This is a genomic window from Candidatus Magasanikbacteria bacterium, from assembly GCA_021648085.1.
Taxonomy (GTDB): domain Bacteria; phylum Patescibacteriota; class Patescibacteriia; order Magasanikbacterales; family UBA922; genus JAKITS01.
In genome coordinates this window covers 607,931-628,042 of record JAKITS010000001.1, presented here as the reverse complement: position 1 = coordinate 628,042, position 20,112 = coordinate 607,931, and the positions used below count along the sequence as shown (strand labels likewise).

Here is a 20,112-nt window from a genome sequence, read left to right as displayed (position 1 = left end):
TGCTTTTTTATTTACACTATTTTTGATATTATATAGTCTTACTTTAAATAAATATGATTGACTATAATAACGAATTGAATAGCGAACAGGTAAAAGTTATCACCGATGGAGATGGGGCTTGTTTGGTGTTGGCTGGAGCTGGAAGTGGTAAGACTAGGACTATTACTTATCGAGTGGCACATTTGTTGGAGCAGGGGGTAAATCCGGAAAATATTTTGCTTGTCACTTTTACAAATAAAGCGTCGCGCGAAATGCTAACTCGTGTGCAAGAAATAACAAGAGGTGAAACTCGTCTGCCGTGGGCTGGGACATTTCACAGTATTGCTTTCAAAATTTTGAAAAGGCGAGCAGTAGTACTTGGTTATTCAAATAATTTTACAGTTTTGGATAGCGAGGATAGTAGGGATTTGATAAAGATTTGTGTGAAGCAAGAGGGTGTCCAAAAAACTGGTCAAAAATTTCCATCTACAAAAGTTTTACAATCTATTTTTAGTTTTTCTAGAAATTCCGAGATGGGTTTGCAAGATGTTATAAATTTAAAATATCCACATTTTTTAAATTTAAGAGATGATTTGGGACATATTTTCAATGAATATGAAAAGCGTAAAAAACTTTCAAATTCAATGGACTTCGATGATTTGCTGATAAATTTTTACAGACTTCTTCAATCTTCACCAGAAATGTTGGATTATTATGCTGGCAAATTTAAATATGTTTTGGTGGATGAGTATCAAGATACAAATAAAATTCAGGACTCAATTATAAATTTACTAGCTTCGGTACACAAAAATATTTTGGTGGTTGGTGATGATGCGCAAAGTATTTATTCTTTTCGCGCTGCAAATGTAAATAATATTTTGGATTTTCCAAAAAAATATGAAGGCACTAAAATTTTTAAGTTGGAGACAAATTACAGATCAACTCCAAATATTTTGGGGCTTGCAAACGATGTAATAGAAAAAAATCTAAAACAATTTCGTAAGGTTTTGAAAAGTCATCGAGAAGTAAATGTGACGCCAGAGCTAAATTCTTTTTATCATCAAAAAAATGAAGCAGAATATATTGCAGATAAAATTTCAGAATTTCAAAATGACGGAATAAAAAAGATAGCAGTTTTATTTCGTTCAACGCACCACTCACAAGCACTGGAAATGGAGTTGAATAGTTTGGGAATTGACTATGAATATAGAGGTGGAATTCGATTTTTTGAGCGTGCACACATCAAAGATGTTTTGGCATTTTTGCGAATTTATTCAAACCCAAAAGATATGGTTTCTTGGAATAGGGTTTTAAATATGCAGTCTGGAATTGGTCTTGTGACAGCTCAAAAAATAATTGCAATTGTAAAGGATTTAACTTCAGAGGAATTAATTTCTGCAGAAATTCCAATGTCGGCACGAGCAAAAATAGGGTGGGGAGATTTTGTGCAAATTTGGAAGGATATAATAAATGTTCAAGCAAAAAAACCTGGAACTTTGATCGAGGCTATATTGAGCTCAATTTATGTTCAGTATTTAAAAAGTGAATATGATAATTATAGAGAGCGTGTGCAAGACATAGAACAGCTTGTAAGTTTTGCAGAAAAATACGATAATTTGGGAAAATTTTTGGCCGAGTCTGCTTTACAAGAAGGAAATGCTAGAAAAGATATGAAAAAAGAAAGAAATGAAGACGCTGTAATTCTCTCTACAATTCACCAAGCAAAAGGTTTGGAATGGGATGTAGTTTTTATTATAAATTTGGCGGCGGGACAGTTTCCAAACGAGCGTGCAATGCGAGAAAAAGATGGTTTAGAAGAAGAGCGAAGACTTTTTTATGTTGCGATTACTCGCGCCAAAACTCACTTGTTTATGACATATTCTGAGTCTGGTGGGTTTGGAAATTTATTTTCTGGACCTAGTTTGTTTATAGGTGAAATGAATAGTAGAAATTTAACAGATGAGAGATGTAGAGAGACTTCAGTTTTTACAGATCCAAGCGATGATATAGATGAAATTTCCTATGTTCCTTTTGATGATGATATCCCAAAACACTCTAGTTTCTTGAAAAGTATTGACGAATTGTAAAAAAATAGTTATATTTGTTTATATTAAACATTAAATAAAAAATATGAAATTCGATGGAATTTACGAAAAGACTTTATTGATTGTAAAACCAGACGGAGTACAGCGTGGTTTGGTCGGGGAAATTTTAGGTAGATTGGAAAGAAAAGGTTTAAAGTTGGTTGGTCTAAAAATGGCGCAACTAAATCCAGAAAAACTTCGCGAGCATTATGCACACATTGCTGAAAAGCCTTTTTATCAAGGAGTTGAAAATTTTATGAAATCAAATCCTGTGGTTATCATTTGTTTGGAAGGTAAAAATGCTGCAAATGCAGTTCGTCTAGTCGCTGGTATTACAAATGCTGGTCAAGCAGACGGTGGTACTATTCGCGGGGACTTGGCAATGGGAATGTGTAATGTAGTTCACTGTTCAGATAGTGCAGAAAATGGAAAAATTGAAACAGAGAGATTTTTTGAATCACATGAAATCTTTGACTACAACAAAACAGACTTCTTGCACATTTATATGGAAGATGAGCGTGCTTAGTATTGACAAAAATAGAATTTTATAGTAAACTAATTTTTATAAATTCAAAAAATATGAATGGAGTAATGTTTTGCAGTGGTTGCGACGATGAAAAAGACGGTGATTGCTGTGGTGGTAATTGTGGCGGAGATCACAAATAAAACAAAATAAAATAAATACTCCGTAAAAAGCGGAGTATTTATTTTGAAGAGAATTGAAAACTGTTTTAAAAAAATAGTTTTGAGTTCTTTTCGTGCCATAGCGCTCATTTCATAAACATAGGAGGCTCTAATGGAAGAGTATCATAGATTCTTGGAAGATATTTTAAAATGTAACTCCCTAGAATTAGAAAATTTAATTGTCCAGCTAACATTATTTGTAGAATCATACAATATAATAAAGGGTGTTTTGCAGGATGATTTACGAGAAATCTGTAAAACTAAAGTGGAGAGATTTTTATTCTGGATAAAAGAAAATAACGGTGAGTATGCACTTTTTGTAAAAGCGTGGCTTCAAAAATTTAGAGAATTAACAGAAATTTGTTACGAAGAAATTTTATGTGAAATGCGTTTGCAAGGGGAGGTTTAGTTTTATAAAGAGGTTTCGACCTCTTTTTTATATAATAACAAAAAGGCACCTGAACTCAGGTGCCTTTTTTCTTTGTATAAAAATTTAAGCAGTTTGGTGTTTTTTTTCTGTTCTAACACATCTTGTGCAAACCAACTCACCATTATGTTTTTGTAGGTTTGGTTTTTGCCGTCTCAAAGTTTTGTTTTTTGCATGTGAACGGTTCGCTGCTTTTTTTGAACCTTTCTTACATTTAGCACATTTAGCCATATATTTGTTATAATAGTGTTGACTTATCTCAGTCTTCTGTTTATAATTCTTGGAGTTAGTTCTTATTCACGATAATTATATAGATAAATATAGTACTTGTCAAGTTTAAACAATAAATTATGAGTTATTTACCACTTTTCTTCTTTTTTACCTCATTACTTATGTCTGCAATTTTACACGAGTATGCCCATGCTTGGGCTGCAGACAAACTTGGTGACCCAACTGCAAAATACGCTGGACGCTTAACATTAGATCCGCGCAAACATATAGATATGTGGGGTACAATTTTGATGCCTTTGTTTTTATTTCTAGTTTCTGGTGGTTCTTTTTTGTTTGCTTACGCCAAGCCTGTTCCATACAATCCCTACAATCTCAAAGATCAAAAATGGGGACCAGTTTATGTTGCTATTGCTGGACCGTTGTCCAATTTTAGTTTAGCTTTGGTTTTTGGCTTATTAATTCGTTTAACACCTTATTTAAGTATTTCAAAAAGTATATCAGAATTTTTTGCTATTATAGTTTATGCAAATGTTTTACTTGGTGTTTTCAATATGATTCCAATCCCACCGCTCGACGGCTCAAAACTTTTGTACGCACTTTTGCCAGATTCTATGGCACATGTAAAAGAAACCTTAGAAAGATATGGATTTTTCATCCTTTTAATCTTTATTTTTTCTTTTTCTCGAATTGTGTTTCCAATTATTTTAAAAACTTACGGTTTATTTACAAACCAAGCTTTTTATTTATTAGAAAATTTATTTTTTTAAATATTTATTTTTAATAAATATGTTTAGTAAAATTCCATCCGATATATTAAAATTATATAAGATATGGTCAAATGATTATAAAAAATATGATCAATTAATGTAAAATAAATTAATAAATTTATTTATTATAAATATTTCATATTTTAATAATATTATATAAACACAATAAAAATCAACAAGTTATTAAAAATTCTTTAATAATAATTGAAAATAAATATATAAATAAGTATTTACTTAATAAAAAGTTGATAGATTTTAAAAAAGAGTTTTGTTTATTTAAAATTAAAATGATATATATAATAATTGGTTTTATTATGATAACTAATTTAATTTATCTTTATTTTATATTATATACTTGACATTTTTTTATATTTCTCGTATAATGATGACGCTTTAGAAATTTAAATTTATTAGATTTAATTTAAGTGGTTGATTTGAGTTGCCGTCACCTAAATTAAATTTAACTTTAGAAAAAATAGTTATGCCAACAATGAATCAAATTCTCCGCAAAGGAAGAAAGAAAAAAAAGAAGAAATCAGAATCTCCTGTTTTGCAATACACATATGACAGTCTTCACAGAAAGAAGACAATGTTGAGACGTGGTAGTCCATTTAAAAGAGGTGTGTGTACAAAAGTTTATACAGCTACCCCAAAGAAACCTAACTCAGCGCTTCGTAAAGTAGCAAAAGTTCGTCTTTCGAATGGTGCTGAAATTATTGCATATATTCCAGGTGAAGGACACAACTTACAAGAGCATTCAATCGTGTTGATTCGTGGTGGGCGTGTTAAAGACTTGCCGGGTGTTCGTTATCACATCGTTCGTGGTGTATACGATACACAAGGAGTTGAAGGTAGAAAGAGAAGTAGATCAATGTACGGTGTTAAAAAACCAAAAAAATAATATATGGCTAGAGGAAAAAAAATACCAAAAAGAATAATTGCTCCAGAAGCAAAATATGGTGACTTGCTACTTGCAAGATTTATCAACTTTGTAATGGAAAGTGGAAAGAAAACAACGGCACAAAGAATTGTATATGGTGCATTGGATATTGTTGCTGAAAAAACTGGTGAAAAACAATTGGAAGTTTTTAAAAAGGTTATTGAAATTGTAAAACCTCAAGTAGAGGTAAGAAGTCGAAGAGTTGGTGGGGCAAACTATCAAGTGCCAATGCCAGTTGTAGGAACAAGGCAGGATGCTTTAGCATTTCGTTGGCTTGTGGAAGCTGCTAGAAAAAGAAAAGGAAAAGCAATGATAGACAGATTGGCTTCAGAAATGATGGATGTAATGGAAGGAGTAGGTGGTGCAATGAAAAAGAAAGAAGATACTCATCGTATGGCAGAAGCAAATAAAGCATTTGCTCACTTCGCAAGATTTAGACGTTAATTTTTCTAATCTATAATAAAGACGAAGATACAAATTAACTATTTGTATCTTTCCGTTTATATCTTTTAACTTAAATTAAAAATATGGCTCGTGAATATTCGTTAGATAAAACTAGAAATATAGGAATCATGGCTCACATTGACGCTGGTAAGACAACAACTACTGAGCGTATTTTGTATTATACTGGTCGTAAGCATAAAATTGGAGAAGTTCATGAAGGGGCTGCTGAAATGGACTGGATGGAACAAGAAAAAGAGCGTGGCATTACTATTACTTCTGCTGCTACAACTTGTTTTTGGAAAGATACTCGTATCAATATTATTGACACTCCAGGACATGTAGATTTTACAATAGAAGTTGAGCGCTCACTTCGTGTTTTGGATGGGGCTGTTGCAGTTTTTGATAGTTCACAAGGAGTAGAACCTCAATCAGAAACTGTATGGCGTCAAGCAGATAAATATTCAGTACCTAGAATTTGTTTTATAAATAAAATGGATAAAGTAGGAGCTGATTTTTACATGAGTATAAATTCTATTAGAGAAAGGCTTTCTAAGAAAGCTTTTGCTGTACAACTTCCAATTGGACAAGAATCAAGCTTGTCTGGGGTTATAGATTTGATAAAAAGAAAAGCATATAAATTTGAAGGAAATTTTGGAATCGATATTAAAGAAATTGAAATTCCAGAAGACATGAAAGAAAAAGTTGAAAAATACAGAGCAGAACTTGTAGAAAAAGTTGCAGAAGCAGATGATATTATAATGGAAAAATATTTAGGTGAAGAAGAATTGTCAGTCCAAGATATTAAAAGTGCAATTAGAACAATGGTTTTGAAGGATGAGATTTATCCAGTATTCTGTGGTTCTGCATTGGCAAACATTGGAGTCCAACTTGTCTTGGATGGTGTTGTAGATTTCTTACCATCACCGTTAGACATTCCACCACTTATAGGAATTGATGCAGATGATGAAGAAAAAACAATTGAAATTGTGGCAGATGACGACGCACCTCTTGCAGCAATGGCTTTTAAAATTGCAACGGATCCATTTGTTGGAAAACTTGTGTTCTTCCGTGTTTACGCCGGTACTCTAAAGGCTGGAAGTTATGTATTAAATACTACTAATGGCAAAAAAGAAAGGATTGGTCGTATCGTTCGTCTTCATGCAAACAATCGTGAAGAAGTTCAAGAAGTATATTCTGGAGAAATTGCAGCAGCAATTGGTTTGAAAGAAGCAAAAACAGGAGATACTCTGGTAGATGAAAAGCGCAAAGTTATTTTGGAAAAAATTGAATTTCCAGATCCTGTTATTCACATTGCAATTGAGCCAGCTACAAAAACTGACCAAGAAAAAATGGGATTTGCATTGCAGAAATTATCAGAAGAAGACCCTTCTTTCAAAGTTAGAACAGATGATGAAACTTTGCAGACAATTATTTCTGGAATGGGAGAACTTCATTTGGAAATTATTGTAGATCGTATGAAGCGTGAGTTTGGCGTCACTGCAAATGTTGGTGCTCCTCAGGTTGCATATAAAGAAGCTATTACTGCAAATTCTGAGGCAGAAGGGAAGTATGTGAAGCAATCTGGTGGACGTGGTCAGTATGGTCATTGTCTAATCCGTATGGAGCCTACGGAGCGTGGTGAAGGTTTTGAGTTTGCAAATGAAATTAAAGGTGGAACAATTCCAAGAGAATACATTCCAGCTATTGAAAAAGGAATGAAAGAATCAATGGACAGAGGTATTCTTGCTGGTTATCCAGTTGTGGATTTGAAGGTTACTCTTTATGATGGTAGTTATCATGAAGTTGACTCTTCAGAAATTGCATTTAAAATGGCAGCAAGTATGGCATTTAAAGCAGCTGCAAACAAAGCAAAACCGGTAATTTTAGAACCTATTATGAAGGTCGAAGTTACATCACCGGAAGATTATATGGGAGATGTAATGGGAAATTTGAGTTCAAAGCGTGGTCAAATCCAAGAGATGGGAGATCGTGGAAGTGCAAAAATTATTTTGGCACTTGTACCACTTTCTGAAATGTTTGGTTATGCTACAGAACTTCGTTCTATGACTCAAGGTCGTGCTAGTTATTCAATGGAATTTGAACACTACGCACCAGCACCAAAAAGTGTTGAAGCAAAAATAATTGAAGGTAGAAAGTAAACTTCTTTAAACTTTTAAAAAACAAAACCACACCTCAAAAGATGTGTTTTTGTTTTTTAAATTTGATATAATAGAAGTAAAATAAAATATGAAATTTAATATAGTAACAATTTTTCCAGAATTAATATCTCAATATTCAAATGAGAGTATTTTGGGACGCGCACAGAAAAATAAATTTATAAAAATTAACGCAATTAATCTGCGAGATTTTTCTGAAAATAAACATAAGAAAGTTGACGACACTCCATACGGCGGCGGAGCTGGGATGGTCATGAAACCGGAGCCAATTTATAGAGCTTTGAAAAGTGTAAAAGCACTACCGTTTAAAACCGTAGACGGACTTTCAAAAATTAAAAAAATTTTAACAGGCGAAGTTTCAAAAAATAAAAAAACAATTTTACTTTCTCCGCGTGGTGCGCAGTTTGATCAGCGAATGGCAGAAAAATTTTCAAAATATAAAGAGCTTACTTTTGTGTGTGGAAGGTATGAAGGCGTAGATCAGCGAGTGGTTGAAAGAATGGTGGATGAAGAAATTTCAGTTGGTCCTTACATTTTGGCTGGCGGAGAATTGGGCGCTCTAATTATTACGGAAGCGGTTAGTCGTTTAGTTCCAGGTGTTTTAGGAAACCCAAAATCTTTGGACGAGGAGACTTTTGGAAAAGGTGAAAAAGGTAGTGGTGCAGAGTATTCTCAATACACAAAACCTGCTGATTTTAAAGGTTGGAAAGTTCCAAAAATTTTATTAAGTGGAGACCATAAAAAAATAGAAGATTGGAGAAAAAATGTCTAAAGAATAAAAAGTAGTTTTTTAAGACTTGAATTTTTAGGTCTTTTTTCTTTTAGAAGACAGGTGATTTACTATGGTAAAAGTTATCCACAAGTATAATTTTTATAAAAGTACTTGACAAGTTTTTGGCTATAGTGTAAACTTGCAACTGCATTTAGATAACGGAAAAAATGCGTCGAACATTACAATGTAATTAACCAAACAATTCACAATAAGAAAGTGACAAAGACTTCTATCGCTTTAGTTTATCTAAAGCGGGAAAATGTCTATTCAAAAAATAAAGAAACTCTAGGAAATAACTTTTATAGAGAGGGTAAAAACTTCGGTTTTTAATATCTCTTTTATTGAGAGTTTGATCCTGGCTCAGGATGAACGCTGGCGGCGTGACTAAGGCATGCAAGTTGAGCGATCGGTCTTCCTTCGGGAAGATACGGAGCGGCAAACGGGTGAGTAACACATTGGTAACCTACCTCCAAGACAGGGATAGCCCATTGAAAAATGGATTAATACCTGATAGTCATAACAGGCTTAAGTCTGTTGTGTAAAGTTCCGACGCTTGGAGAGGGGCTTATGGCTGATTAGTTAGTTGGTGGGGTAATGGCCTACCAAGACTTCGATCAGTAGCAGGCGTGAGAGCGTGACCTGCCTCACTGGGACTGAGACACTGCCCAGACTCCTACGGGAGGCTGCAGTCATGAATATTCCACAATGCCCGAAAGGGTGATGGAGCGACGCCGCGTGCAGGAAGACGCCCTTCGGGGTGTAAACTGCTTTTATCGAGGACGAATTAGTGACGGTACTCGAAGAATAAGAGGGTGCTAACTCCGTGCCAGCAGCAGCGGTAATACGGAGCCCTCGAGCGTTATCCGGTTTCATTGGGCGTAAAGCGTCCGCAGGTGGTTTGAAAAGTTAGTTGTTAAATCTTGAGGCTTAACCTCAAGGCTGCAACTAAAACTTTCAAACTCGAGGTTGGGAGAGGTAAGCGGAACACACGGTGTAGTCGTAATAAGCGCTGATATCGTGTGGAACACCAAAGGCGAAGGCAGCTTACTAGAACATACCTGACACTCATGGACGAAAGCGTGGGTAGCGAATGGGATTAGATACCCCAGTAGTCCACGCTGTAAACGATGTATACTAGGTATTGGAAGTATCGACCCTTTCAGTGCCGTTCAAGAAAGCTAACGCGTTAAGTATACCGCCTGGGTAGTACGGCCGCAAGGCTAAAACTCAAAGGAATAGACGGGGACCCGCACAAGCGGTGGATCATGTGGTTTAATTCGATGGTACGCGAGTAACCTTACCAAGGCTTGACATATAACTGCAAGCTCCCAGAAACGGGAGCCTCCTTCGAGGGTGTTATACAGGTGCTGCATGGTTGCCGTCAGCTCGTGCCGTGAGGTGTACCCTTAAGTGGGGTAACGAGCGCAACCCTTGTCCTGTGTTAAATGTACACAGGAGACTGCCGGCGTAAGCCGGAGGAAGGTGAGGACGACGTCAAATCAGCATGGCTCTTACGTCTTGGGCTACACACATGATACAATGGTCGGTACAGAGGGTCGCAAAGTCGCGAGACTAAGCTAATCCCAGAAAGCCGGCCTAAGTTCGGATTGGAGGCTGCAATTCGCCTCCATGAAGTTGGAATCGCTAGTAACCGCGCATCAGCACGACGCGGTGAATACGTTCTCGGGTCTTGTACTCACCGCCCGTCATACCACGAAAGTTGGCAATACCCGAAGCTTCTTTAGTTAATAAAGGGAGTGAAGGTAGGGTCAGTAATCAGGGTAAAGTCGTAACAAGGCATCCGTAGCGGAAGCTGTGGATGGATCACCTCCTTTCTGGAGAATTCTTTCAGCGTAAGCTGACAAGAATCGTCGACTTGATACCATATTTATATGGTAACTTGTAAGATTCCGATTTATTCGGAGTCATATCAATCTTTCAATTAGAGTTTTGTGGTAGACATTTGTAGAATGTCTTTGTCACTTTCATATTGTGAAAAAATAAAAAACACCTTTTTTGGGTGTTTTTTATTTTTTAAATACTTGCAAAATAAAATACATTTCGCTACAATTCTGATATATAGAAATTGTTATCAAAATAATATAAAAATATGGATTCAATAGATAGGTATTTAAAATTAGCAAAAAAGACAAATAGTAAATTTATTATTCACGACTCAAATACAAAAGAAGACTTTATAATATTGTCTTTAGATGAGTACGAGGATTTGGTTGAACAGGAAAAAATGGTAAATAATATTTTAGAAAGAAAAGAAGAAAATGAAAGTGTGCCAAGTTCTAATTTTTTTGATGAAGAAGAAGTTGAGGATAAGATAGATTTTTTGGATGAAGAAGTAGAAAAAGTAAATAAAGATATAGCACTTTGGTATTCTGAAGAAAAAGATGAAGAAGTAGGAAATCTTGATATTAAAAAAGAAAGAGAATTTTTACTAGAAAAAAAAGTGGAAGATTTTGAAGTAAAAAGTAAAAATGAAAATATAAAATCAAAAGAATCTACAGATTGGCATAGCATGGCAAATGTAATTTCTAAGCGTTTGGGTCGTAATGCAGAGTTGGAGTATGATGAGATTATGGATGTTGAGAATAAATCTCTAGAGTCTATAGATATAAATGGTATAAAATTGGATGATCCAATTGAGAAAGAAAAAGGTGAGCCAATTTTTTATGAGGAGTCGGTGTAGGGAAGATAGGTTGAGTAAAGAAAAAATAAATATAAAAAATCATCAGTATATGGGTGATTTTTTTATATTTATTTTTAAAATTTATTTACTTACTGTTGTTTTTTGGTGACCCCTAAGTAAAGCTAAGTACCCAAAACTTGACTAATTTTTTGTTATTGTGTATAATGCTAACGCATTTTTATTTTAAAAAAAGTGTAAAATTTAATAAATTATTATTTAGTAATTGTCGCTGGATTACAAAACGATTTTGGGACATCCCCAAATAGTGCGACATTATCAATTCATTTTGTATGGCAGATTTTCAAAGAACAAAGCCACATGTAAATGTGGGTACTATCGGTCACGTCGACCATGGTAAAACTACACTGACAGCAGCCCTTTTAAAGGTTTCAGCTGCACATGGTATGATGGCGTCTGCAAAAGACGTTGGTGAGATAGATGCAGCACCAGAAGAGAAAGCACGTGGTATTACTATTGCTACAGCTCATGTAGAGTACGAGACAGAAGCTCGTCACTACGCTCATGTTGATTGTCCAGGTCATGCTGACTATGTAAAAAACATGATTACAGGTGCAGCACAAATGGACGGAGCTATTCTTGTTGTTTCAGCAGCAGATGGTCCAATGCCTCAGACTCGTGAACACATTTTACTTGCTCGTCAAGTTGATGTGCCTCATATTGTAGTATTTTTGAACAAAGTTGATCAGGTTACAGATCCTGAACTTATTGACTTAGTTGAAGAAGAAATTCGTGATCTATTGAAGAAATACGATTTTCCAGGAGATGAAACTCCTATTATCCGCGGGTCAGCTCTGAAAGCATTGGAAAACCCATTAGATGAAACAACCTCAAAACCAGTATTGGATTTATTGCAAGCTTTGGATGATTTTATTCCACAACCAGTTCGTGAACTTGATAAACCATTCTTGATGCCAGTTGAAGATGTGTTCTCAATCGAAGGGCGTGGTACTGTTGTAACAGGTCGTATCGAAAGAGGAATCATTAAAGTTGGAGAAGAGATTGAAATGGTTGGAATGCAAGAAGCAACTCCAAAAAGTACTGTGACTGGTGTAGAGATGTTTAATAAAACACTTGACCAAGGACAGGCTGGAGACAACGCTGGAATTCTATTGCGTGGTGTTAAAAAAGAAGAAATTGAGCGTGGTATGGTTTTGGCTAAGCCAGGTACAATTAAAGCTCACACAGAATTTGAAACAGAAGTTTATACTCTTACAAAAGAAGAGGGTGGAAGACATAAGCCATTCTTCAAAGGTTATAAACCACAATTTTACATCCGTACAACTGATGTGACTGGTAGTATTGAACTTCCAGAAGGAACTGAAATGGTAATGCCAGGAGATACTGTATCAATGAAGGTTAAACTTCTTGTACCAGTAGCTATCGAAGAACAAATGCGTTTTGCTATCCGTGAAGGTGGTAGAACTGTAGGTGCCGGTGTTGTAACAAAGATTATCGCATAGTATTTAACTTATTTTGAGGGTCGAAAGACCCTCAAAATTTGTTTAGAATAGTATTTTAGTAAATTATGACAAATACAGTAACAAAAATCGAAGAAAAGAAAAATGAAAAAGTAGACCAACGTGTACGAATTAAAATTCGTGCATATGATAATAAAATTATCGATGTCGCTACTAAGACCATTATTGATACCGCAGAAAGAAATAATGCAAAAGTAGTAGGTCCAGTACCTCTTCCAACTGAAACTAACAAGTTTAGTGTTGGTCGTTCAACTTTTGTACACAAACAATCTTCTGAACAGTACGAAATGCGTACACACAAAAGATTGGTTGATATTATGAGTCCAAATTCAAACGTAATTGAAGCTTTAATGAATTTGAATTTGCCAAGTGGTGTTGATGTAGAAATCAAAATGTCGTAAAGACGGACTGATTCTAGAAAGTTTTTTATAAAAGAATTGTTGTTTAATTAAATTGGCTAAATTTAGCTTAATTTAATTAAATAACTATTCAAATACAGGTTGTGAATAAGTGTTTCGGCTTAGCTATTGACAGATTATTTGTTTTCTGTTAAGATAGTGCCGTTATTAAAAACCTAAATATTTATACAGATAAGATTCGTCTATTTTATAGATGGAAAACATCTGATCGAATGTATTGGTTTAGTGAGGTACGCGAAGATTTTAAATTAGATTAAATTAAAAGGCCATTTAACCTTAGGGTAAGAGGCTAGAAGCAGTTTTGGCAATATGCCATTGTTTAACTGCTTCTAGTTTTTTAAAACTCTAAATTCTGCTAGAAAATAGAATATGAAATTTATCTTAGGTAAAAAAATAAGTATGACACAAGTTTTCCGTGAAGACGGAATTGTTGTTCCTGTGACAAAAGTTAAAGCAGGACCTTGTGTTGTAACTCAAGTTAAAACTACAAAAAGTGACGGTGTAAATGCTGTTCAGATTGGTTTTGGCGACAAAAAATTGTTTAGATTGAATAAAGCGGAGCAAGGCAAACTTAAAGGGTTGCCAGCTTTAAGTTTTAAGAAGGATTTTCGTGTAGACGAAGATTCTACTTTGAAATTTGGTGATTACTTTACGGCAAGTACTTTTACACCTGGAGAAAAAGTGAAAGTTACTGGAACTTCAAAAGGAAGGGGATTTCAGGGTGTTGTAAAAAGACATGGTTTTCATGGTTCTCCTGCTTCTCATGGACATAAAGACCAATTGAGAATGCCTGGTAGTATTGGTGCAACTGGTCCAGCTCGTGTATTTAAAGGTACAAGAATGGCGGGGCACATGGGAGATGCACAGATTACTGTTGAAAATTTGGAAATAGTAGAGGTGAACCCAGAAACAAATGAAATTTTGATTAAAGGGGCAATTCCTGGAGCGCGTAATGGTTTAATTTGGCTAACAACTTCTAATGGAGTTGTAGAACCAGAAAAAAATCTTTTGGAAAAAGAGGGCGCTGTTGAAAATGTGGAAGTAATTGTAGAAGAGCCAAAAGAAGAAAAAACAGAAGAGATTTCTGTAGAAGAGTCAAAAGAAGATATAAATAAAGAAGAAGTATTTGTAAAGGATAATTCTGTAGAGGACAAGGAAAATAAATAATATGACTAAAGTATCAGTTTATAACAACAAAGGTGAACAGGCAGGTGAGTTAAGCTTAAATGATGCTATATTTGGTTTGACACCAAAAGAAGGTTTGGTTCAGCAGGTTTATTTGGCTCAAAGAGCAAATGCTAGAGAAGCTTGGGCTGACACAAAAGATAGGAGTGAGGTGCGTGGTGGAGGAAGAAAACCGTGGAAACAAAAAGGAACTGGTCGTGCACGACATGGATCAAACAGGTCACCTATTTGGACTGGTGGTGGGGTTACTTTCGGACCTTTGTCTGCTAGAAATTTCAAACAAAAAATTAACAAAAAAATGAAGAGAAAAGCAACTGTAATGGCTCTTTCAAATAAAGTTATTTTGGATAAATTTATTGTATTGGAAGATTTTGCACCAATATCAAAAACAAAAGACATGCTAAATCTTTTAAGTAAAATGCCTGGATTTGGTAGAACAATGCTTTTTATTTCCGCTGATTTAAATAGAGATATTATACTTTCAACAAGAAATATAAAGAAAGTAGATGTTCAAAGAGCTATTGATGTAAACATTGTTGATTTAATGCATCATCAATATATTGTTACTACAAAAGCTGGTGTTGAAGCTTTAGAAAAACGTCTTTCTTAAAAATACGAATATGGCTATTTTAGATAAAATAAAAAATAAAAAAGAAGAAGCCCCAAAAGCAAAAGCTGAAAAGAAGGTTGAAACTACACCAAAAATTTCTTCTGTAAAAAAAGTTACTGCTAAAGATACAAGTAATGCATTTAAAGTAATAGTTAAGCCTGTTGTTTCAGAGAAATCAAATTCTGAAGAGGCAAAAGGAAAATATACTTTTATTGTTGCTATAAATACGAACAAAGTAGAAATTAAAAAAGCAATTAATGATATTTATGGTGTGTTGCCTTTGAAAGTACGCACTTCAATTACAGACGGAAAAGTAAAACGTTTCGGTAGGTCTCGTGGTAGAAGATCGAGTTTTAAAAAAGCTGTTGTGACTTTACCAAAAGGTAAGACAATTAATATCCACGAAGGAGTTTAATAAAAAATATGGCAGTTAAGAAATACAAACCAACAACACCAGGAAGACGCGGAGCAAGTGTTATGGATTTTTCTATTATCACAAAAACAGAACCAGAAAAATGTCTTACAGCACCTTTAAATAAAAAAGCAGGGCGTAATAATACAGGTAGAATTACAGTGCGTCATCGCGGTGGAGGAGTTAAACGCCTTTATCGAATTGTTGATTTTAAAAGAAACAGATTCGACGAGACAGCTGAAATAATTGCAATTGAATATGACCCAAATAGAGGTCCAAACATAGCTCTTATTCAATATCAAGATGGAAAGAAGTCATACATATTAGCAGCAGAAGGTTTTAAAGTTGGTGTAAAAGTAACTTCTTCAAAAAATAAGATTGATGCTGTTGTTGGTTCAAGAATGCCATTATCACAAATTCCAGTAGGAATGTTTGTTTATAATGTTGAATTGACACCAAGTAAAGGTGGACAAATTGTACGTTCTGCTGGCTCTGGAGCTCAAATTCAAACAGTTGAGGGTAAGTTTGCTCAATTGAAATTACCTTCTGGAGAAATTCGTTTGGTGGCAAAAGGAAATATGGCTACTGTGGGAAAAGTTGGAAATGCAGAGCGTAAATATATTCGTCTTGGAAAAGCAGGAAGAAGAAGAATGCTTGGTTGGAGACCTACTGTAACCGGTAAAAGTATGAACCCTGTCGATCATCCACATGGTGGAGGAGAAGGTCATGCACCTATTGGTTTGAAAGGTGGGCCTAAAACTAAGTGGGGAAAGAAAGCGCTTGGTGTAAAAACAAGAAAAAAAGGGAAATGGAGCGATAAGTTTATTGTAAAAAGAAGAAAAAAACGTAAGAAATAAATTATGTCTAGAAGTCTTAAAAAAGGTCCTTTCGTCAACGCGAAGCTAATGAAAAAAGTTTCTAAGGCGACTGCGACTGGAGATAAAAAACCAATTAAAACATGGGCCAGAGCATCTACTATAACACCAGAAATGGTGGGGATGACTTTTTTGGTACACAATGGAAAGTTATTTTTAAATGTTATTGTTAATGAAAACATGGTAGGACATAAGTTAGGTGAGTTTTCACCTACTAAAAAGTTTGTGAGCCATGGTGGAAGAATGGCAAAACAAACAAAGTAGAAAAATAGTATATGAAAATGGAAACTAAAGCAAAATTAAGACATTTACGAATAGCACCAAGAAAGGTACGCCTGCTTGTTGATCTTGTTCGTGGAATGAAAGTACAGGAAGCTGTCGATCAGATGCAATTTTCACAAAAAAATGCTGCTCGTCCTGTGAAAAAACTTATAGAATCTGCAATAGCAAATGCTGTTCATAATCATGAGATGAATCCAGAAACTCTAATTATAAAAACAGCATTTGTGGATGAAGGTAAAACACTGAAAAGGTGGATGCCAAGGGCTATGGGTAGAGCAACTCCAATAAGAAAAAGAACTTCTCATATAACAATAGTTTTAGAAGGTGAAGTTGTCTCAAAGAAAAAAAATGTAAAAAAAGTAGAAGACAAAAAGACAGAAGTAAAAGAAGATAAGAAGGTTGTAGAAAAGGATGAAAAAGACTCTGCGCCAAAAAAACAAGATTCTTAAGTTTTGTATAAATAATAAATAATATGGGTCATAAAGTCCATCCAAAAATTCACAGAATTCCATTTATATACAATTGGGAATCAAGATGGTTTAGTAATAAAAACTATGCTCAAAATTTGGAGCAAGATATTAGAATACGCGAACATATAAATAAAAAGTTAAAAAGTTCACATATTGATTCTATTTTAGTAGAAAGAACACCAAAAAACTTAACTGTTACAATTTTAGCAGCAAAGCCCGGTTTTATTATTGGAAGAGGTGGTAAAGGGATTGATGAATTAAGAAAAGAAATTGAAAGAAAGTTTTTGAAAATGTCTTTGAAGGTTAGGTTGAATGTAAAAGAATTGCGTTCACCAGCACTTTCTGCAAAAGTTACTGCTACTACAATTGCAGAGCAAATTGAAAAGCGTTTTGCATTTAGAAGGGTAATGAAACAGACAATCGAAAAAGTGATGCAGGCCGGAGCACAGGGAATTAAAATTTCTTTGTCTGGAAGATTGAATGGTGTAGAAATTGCGCGTAATGAGAAATTATTTGCTGGAAAAGTTCCTTTGATTACTTTGAGAAGTGATGTTGATTATGCGTTGGTTGAGGCTGATACAATTTACGGAAAAATTGGAGTAAAAGTTTGGTTATATCACGGTGAAATCTTTAGTCAAAAAGATAAGTTTGCAACAGACTCTAAAAATGATAGAAGACCAAGAAGGGGAAACAACAGAAATAATAAAAACAGTTATAGAAAGAAGATAAGTTAAAGATTTAAGTATGTTATTACCAAAAAAAGTAAAACATAGAAAGTGGCACAAGCTTAGAAGGAGAAATAAAGGTGTTGCTACAAGAACTAATACCGTTGCGTTTGGTGAGTTTGGGTTGTGTGCACAAGGGCATGCTTGGCTAACTTCAAGACAGATTGAAGCTACGCGTAAGGTCTTAACAAGATTTGTTCGTCGTTCAGGAAAAATGTGGATTAGAGTATTTCCAGATAGACCTGTAACAAAAAAAGGTAGTGAAGTACCTATGGGGAAAGGTAAGGGTGCACCGGATAGATATGTTATTACTGTTAAGCCTGGAACTATCTTGTTTGAATTAGGTGGTCTTCCAGAAGGAGTTGCAAGAGAAGCAATGAGAAAAGCAGGACACAAACTGCCAGTTAAGGTAAAGTTTGTTAAAAAAGAATTTTAAGGAATAGGGTATGAAATTTGAAGATTTAAAAAATAAAAGTGAGAAACAGTTGCATGAATTGCTTTCACAAAAAAGAAATGAGCTAAGAGCTTTAAGATTCCAAGCAAGTGAAAATCAATTAAGTAAAGTTCGTGATATAAGAGAAACTAGAAAAGTAATTGCACGAATTTTGACTTTTTTGAATAAAAAGGTCTAAAAGACTTGATTTAATAGGAAAAATTTGCTAAGATACTACTTATGAATAATGACAAGAAGACAATTAAAAAGACTCAAAAAAGACAATTACAAGGTGTCGTTCTTAATGCTAAAGACAAAACTATTAGTGTGGAAGTTACTAGTATTAAAACACATACAAAGTATAAGAAAAACTACAAATCAAGTAAAAAATATCAAGTGCATGATGAGAGAAACATTGCAAAAGTTGGAGATAAGGTTGTTTTTGAAGAATGTCGCCCAATGAGTAAGATGAAGAGGTGGAGAATTTCTAAAATAGTTAAATAGATTTTAAAAGAAAAAGTATGATTCAGCATAGATCAATGCTAAAAGTAGCAGACAATTCAGGTGCAAAAAAGTTGATGTGTATCAGGGTTCTTGGTGGTTATAGAAAAAGATTTGCAAGAATTGGTGATGTAATTACATGTACAGTAAAAGAGGCGGTTCCTCGTGGTGCGGTTAAAAAAAGTGAAGTAGTCCATGCTGTAATTGTGCGTCAAAGAAAAGAAAAAAGAAGAGCAGATGGAACTTACATTAGGTTTGATGAAAATGCTGCTGTAATTATTGATAGAGCTAGTAAAGAAATGAAAGGTACGCGTATTTTTGGACCGATTGCTAGAGAGTTGCGTGCAAAAGGTTATCAAAAAATTGTTTCTTTGGCACCAGAAGTGCTGTAATAGGGAATAATTAGAATAAGAATATGAAAATAAAAACTGGAGACAAAGTAAAAATTTTATCTGGAAAAGACAGAGGAAAAACTGGTAAAGTTATTCAGATACTTGAAAACAAGAAAAAAGGACAAAAATATGTTGTTATTGAGGGTGTGAATATCTTAAAAAAGCATATTCGTTCACGCAGTGCTGGAGAAAAAGGGCAAATAATTGAACTTCCAGCTCCAATGAATGTGAGTAATGTTATGCTTATTGATCCTAAATCTGGTAAGCCAACACGCGTTGGTTATAAGATAGAAGGTGGTGATAAAAAGAGACTATTAAAAAGAAGTGGTGAGTTGATTGACTAATTATATGGATTCAAAATTGCAAACAATTTATAAAAAAGAAATAGTTCCAGCTCTAAAAAAAGAGTTTGGATTTAACAATCTAATGCAAGTGCCAAAAATTGAAAAAGTTATTATCAATGTGGGGTACGGGCGTCACAACAAAAATAAAAGCTATATCGAAAATGTTGAGAACACGCTATCAAGAATTACTGGTCAACGCCCTGTTCACAATTTGGCAAAACAGTCTATTTCAAACTTTAAGATTCGTGAAGGAATGGACATTGGTATGTCTGTGACATTGCGTGGAAAAAGTATGTACGATTTTCTTTACAGGTTTATCCATATCGCGTTACCGCGTGTAAGAGACTTTAGAGGGTTGAATCCAAAAAGTTTTGATAAACAAGGTAACTATAGTATTGGTATTAAAGAAAATATTGCTTTTCCGGAAGTAACAGCAGAAACATTAGAAAAGATTCATGGTTTGCAGGTAGTAATTGCTACAACAGCAAACAATAAAAAAGAAGGTATGTCACTTTTGAGAAAAATGGGACTACCTATTAAAAAATAAACAAAGTATAACACGGGATTATGGCAACACAAGCACAAATTTCAAAGTCAAAGAAAACGCCAAAATTTAGTACACGAAAAGTAAATCGTTGCTGGAAATGTGGTAGAAATCGTAGTTTTATGCGTAAGTTTAGATTGTGCAGAATTTGCTTTAGAGAATTAGCAAACCAAGGTCTATTGCCCGGTGTAAGAAAATCTAGTTGGTAAATTAAT

The 20,112-nt window shown here is 34.5% G+C and carries 25 protein-coding genes, 1 rRNA gene and 2 pseudogenes; 27 read left to right on the top strand and 1 reads right to left on the bottom strand.

Going from position 1 to position 20,112, the window contains the following annotated elements:
- Positions 1-53: 53 nt before the first annotated feature.
- From L3J07_03205 to L3J07_03190, 4 genes are all read left to right on the top strand, one after another.
- Positions 54-2,066, top strand: a complete 2,013-nt coding sequence (locus L3J07_03205; protein MCF6276828.1) for an ATP-dependent helicase — start codon at positions 54-56, stop codon at positions 2,064-2,066.
- A gap of 58 nt (positions 2,067-2,124) precedes the next feature.
- Entirely contained in the window at positions 2,125-2,589 is a 465-nt protein-coding gene (gene ndk / locus L3J07_03200; GenBank protein MCF6276827.1) for a nucleoside-diphosphate kinase, read from the top strand.
- 2 nt (positions 2,590-2,591) lie between these two features.
- Positions 2,592-2,729 carry a hypothetical protein gene (locus L3J07_03195; protein MCF6276826.1) on the top strand — a complete coding sequence of 46 codons (138 nt, stop codon included), beginning with the start codon at positions 2,592-2,594 and terminating at the stop codon, positions 2,727-2,729.
- A gap of 130 nt (positions 2,730-2,859) precedes the next feature.
- Positions 2,860-3,156 carry a hypothetical protein gene (locus L3J07_03190; GenBank protein ID MCF6276825.1) on the top strand — a complete coding sequence of 99 codons (297 nt, stop codon included), beginning with the start codon at positions 2,860-2,862 and terminating at the stop codon, positions 3,154-3,156.
- Between the two features lie 84 nt (positions 3,157-3,240).
- Here L3J07_03190 and L3J07_03185 read toward each other — a convergent pair whose 3' ends face one another.
- Positions 3,241-3,405 carry a 50S ribosomal protein L28 gene (locus tag L3J07_03185; GenBank protein ID MCF6276824.1) on the bottom strand — a complete coding sequence of 55 codons (165 nt, stop codon included), beginning with the start codon at positions 3,403-3,405 and terminating at the stop codon, positions 3,241-3,243.
- Between the two features lie 119 nt (positions 3,406-3,524).
- Between L3J07_03185 and L3J07_03180 the strand changes: the two genes are divergently transcribed.
- The 23 genes and pseudogenes from L3J07_03180 to L3J07_03070 all read left to right on the top strand — a co-directional run bounded on the left by L3J07_03180 (position 3,525) and on the right by L3J07_03070 (position 20,106).
- Positions 3,525-4,172: a site-2 protease family protein gene (locus tag L3J07_03180; protein MCF6276823.1), complete on the top strand. Its 648-nt coding sequence runs from the start codon at positions 3,525-3,527 to the stop codon at positions 4,170-4,172.
- A 481-nt stretch (positions 4,173-4,653) separates the two neighbouring features.
- On the top strand, positions 4,654-5,073 hold the full coding sequence (gene rpsL, locus L3J07_03175) for a 30S ribosomal protein S12 (protein ID MCF6276822.1): 420 nt from the start codon (positions 4,654-4,656) through the stop codon (positions 5,071-5,073).
- A gap of 3 nt (positions 5,074-5,076) precedes the next feature.
- On the top strand, positions 5,077-5,556 hold the full coding sequence (rpsG, locus tag L3J07_03170; GenBank protein ID MCF6276821.1) for a 30S ribosomal protein S7: 480 nt from the start codon (positions 5,077-5,079) through the stop codon (positions 5,554-5,556).
- Between the two features lie 83 nt (positions 5,557-5,639).
- Entirely contained in the window at positions 5,640-7,715 is a 2,076-nt protein-coding gene (gene fusA / locus L3J07_03165) for an elongation factor G (protein ID MCF6276820.1), read from the top strand.
- Positions 7,716-7,803: 88 nt separating this feature from the next.
- A complete protein-coding gene (gene trmD, locus L3J07_03160; protein ID MCF6276819.1) occupies positions 7,804-8,505 on the top strand; it encodes a tRNA (guanosine(37)-N1)-methyltransferase TrmD in 702 nt (233 codons plus the stop codon).
- 337 nt (positions 8,506-8,842) lie between these two features.
- Positions 8,843-10,340 (top strand): 16S ribosomal RNA (locus L3J07_03155).
- A 275-nt stretch (positions 10,341-10,615) separates the two neighbouring features.
- Entirely contained in the window at positions 10,616-11,206 is a 591-nt protein-coding gene (locus tag L3J07_03150; GenBank protein ID MCF6276818.1) for a hypothetical protein, read from the top strand.
- Positions 11,207-11,496: 290 nt separating this feature from the next.
- Positions 11,497-12,687, top strand: a complete 1,191-nt coding sequence (tuf, locus tag L3J07_03145) for an elongation factor Tu (GenBank protein ID MCF6276817.1) — start codon at positions 11,497-11,499, stop codon at positions 12,685-12,687.
- Positions 12,688-12,752: 65 nt separating this feature from the next.
- On the top strand, positions 12,753-13,106 hold the full coding sequence (rpsJ, locus tag L3J07_03140) for a 30S ribosomal protein S10 (GenBank protein ID MCF6276816.1): 354 nt from the start codon (positions 12,753-12,755) through the stop codon (positions 13,104-13,106).
- Positions 13,107-13,493: 387 nt separating this feature from the next.
- Positions 13,494-14,093: pseudogene (rplC, locus tag L3J07_03135) on the top strand (50S ribosomal protein L3).
- Positions 14,094-14,292: 199 nt separating this feature from the next.
- Positions 14,293-14,919, top strand: a complete 627-nt coding sequence (gene rplD, locus L3J07_03130; GenBank protein ID MCF6276815.1) for a 50S ribosomal protein L4 — start codon at positions 14,293-14,295, stop codon at positions 14,917-14,919.
- 10 nt (positions 14,920-14,929) lie between these two features.
- Positions 14,930-15,334 (top strand): 50S ribosomal protein L23, encoded by a 405-nt coding sequence (gene rplW / locus L3J07_03125; GenBank protein ID MCF6276814.1) that lies wholly within the window; start codon positions 14,930-14,932, stop codon positions 15,332-15,334.
- 8 nt (positions 15,335-15,342) lie between these two features.
- Positions 15,343-16,188, top strand: a complete 846-nt coding sequence (gene rplB / locus L3J07_03120) for a 50S ribosomal protein L2 (protein MCF6276813.1) — start codon at positions 15,343-15,345, stop codon at positions 16,186-16,188.
- Between the two features lie 3 nt (positions 16,189-16,191).
- Positions 16,192-16,470, top strand: coding sequence for a 30S ribosomal protein S19 (rpsS, locus tag L3J07_03115; GenBank protein MCF6276812.1), 279 nt, complete (start codon positions 16,192-16,194; stop codon positions 16,468-16,470).
- A 17-nt stretch (positions 16,471-16,487) separates the two neighbouring features.
- Positions 16,488-16,835 (top strand): annotated as a pseudogene (rplV, locus tag L3J07_03110) (50S ribosomal protein L22).
- Between the two features lie 125 nt (positions 16,836-16,960).
- A complete protein-coding gene (gene rpsC, locus L3J07_03105; protein ID MCF6276811.1) occupies positions 16,961-17,692 on the top strand; it encodes a 30S ribosomal protein S3 in 732 nt (243 codons plus the stop codon).
- A 10-nt stretch (positions 17,693-17,702) separates the two neighbouring features.
- Positions 17,703-18,119 carry a 50S ribosomal protein L16 gene (gene rplP / locus L3J07_03100; GenBank protein MCF6276810.1) on the top strand — a complete coding sequence of 139 codons (417 nt, stop codon included), beginning with the start codon at positions 17,703-17,705 and terminating at the stop codon, positions 18,117-18,119.
- 10 nt (positions 18,120-18,129) lie between these two features.
- Positions 18,130-18,315 carry a 50S ribosomal protein L29 gene (gene rpmC, locus L3J07_03095; protein ID MCF6276809.1) on the top strand — a complete coding sequence of 62 codons (186 nt, stop codon included), beginning with the start codon at positions 18,130-18,132 and terminating at the stop codon, positions 18,313-18,315.
- Positions 18,316-18,356: 41 nt separating this feature from the next.
- On the top strand, positions 18,357-18,620 hold the full coding sequence (rpsQ, locus tag L3J07_03090; protein ID MCF6276808.1) for a 30S ribosomal protein S17: 264 nt from the start codon (positions 18,357-18,359) through the stop codon (positions 18,618-18,620).
- 17 nt (positions 18,621-18,637) lie between these two features.
- Positions 18,638-19,009, top strand: a complete 372-nt coding sequence (rplN, locus tag L3J07_03085) for a 50S ribosomal protein L14 (protein MCF6276807.1) — start codon at positions 18,638-18,640, stop codon at positions 19,007-19,009.
- Between the two features lie 23 nt (positions 19,010-19,032).
- On the top strand, positions 19,033-19,353 hold the full coding sequence (gene rplX / locus L3J07_03080; GenBank protein ID MCF6276806.1) for a 50S ribosomal protein L24: 321 nt from the start codon (positions 19,033-19,035) through the stop codon (positions 19,351-19,353).
- A 4-nt stretch (positions 19,354-19,357) separates the two neighbouring features.
- Positions 19,358-19,900 carry a 50S ribosomal protein L5 gene (gene rplE / locus L3J07_03075; GenBank protein MCF6276805.1) on the top strand — a complete coding sequence of 181 codons (543 nt, stop codon included), beginning with the start codon at positions 19,358-19,360 and terminating at the stop codon, positions 19,898-19,900.
- Between the two features lie 20 nt (positions 19,901-19,920).
- Positions 19,921-20,106 carry a type Z 30S ribosomal protein S14 gene (locus tag L3J07_03070; protein MCF6276804.1) on the top strand — a complete coding sequence of 62 codons (186 nt, stop codon included), beginning with the start codon at positions 19,921-19,923 and terminating at the stop codon, positions 20,104-20,106.
- Positions 20,107-20,112 lie beyond the last annotated feature (6 nt).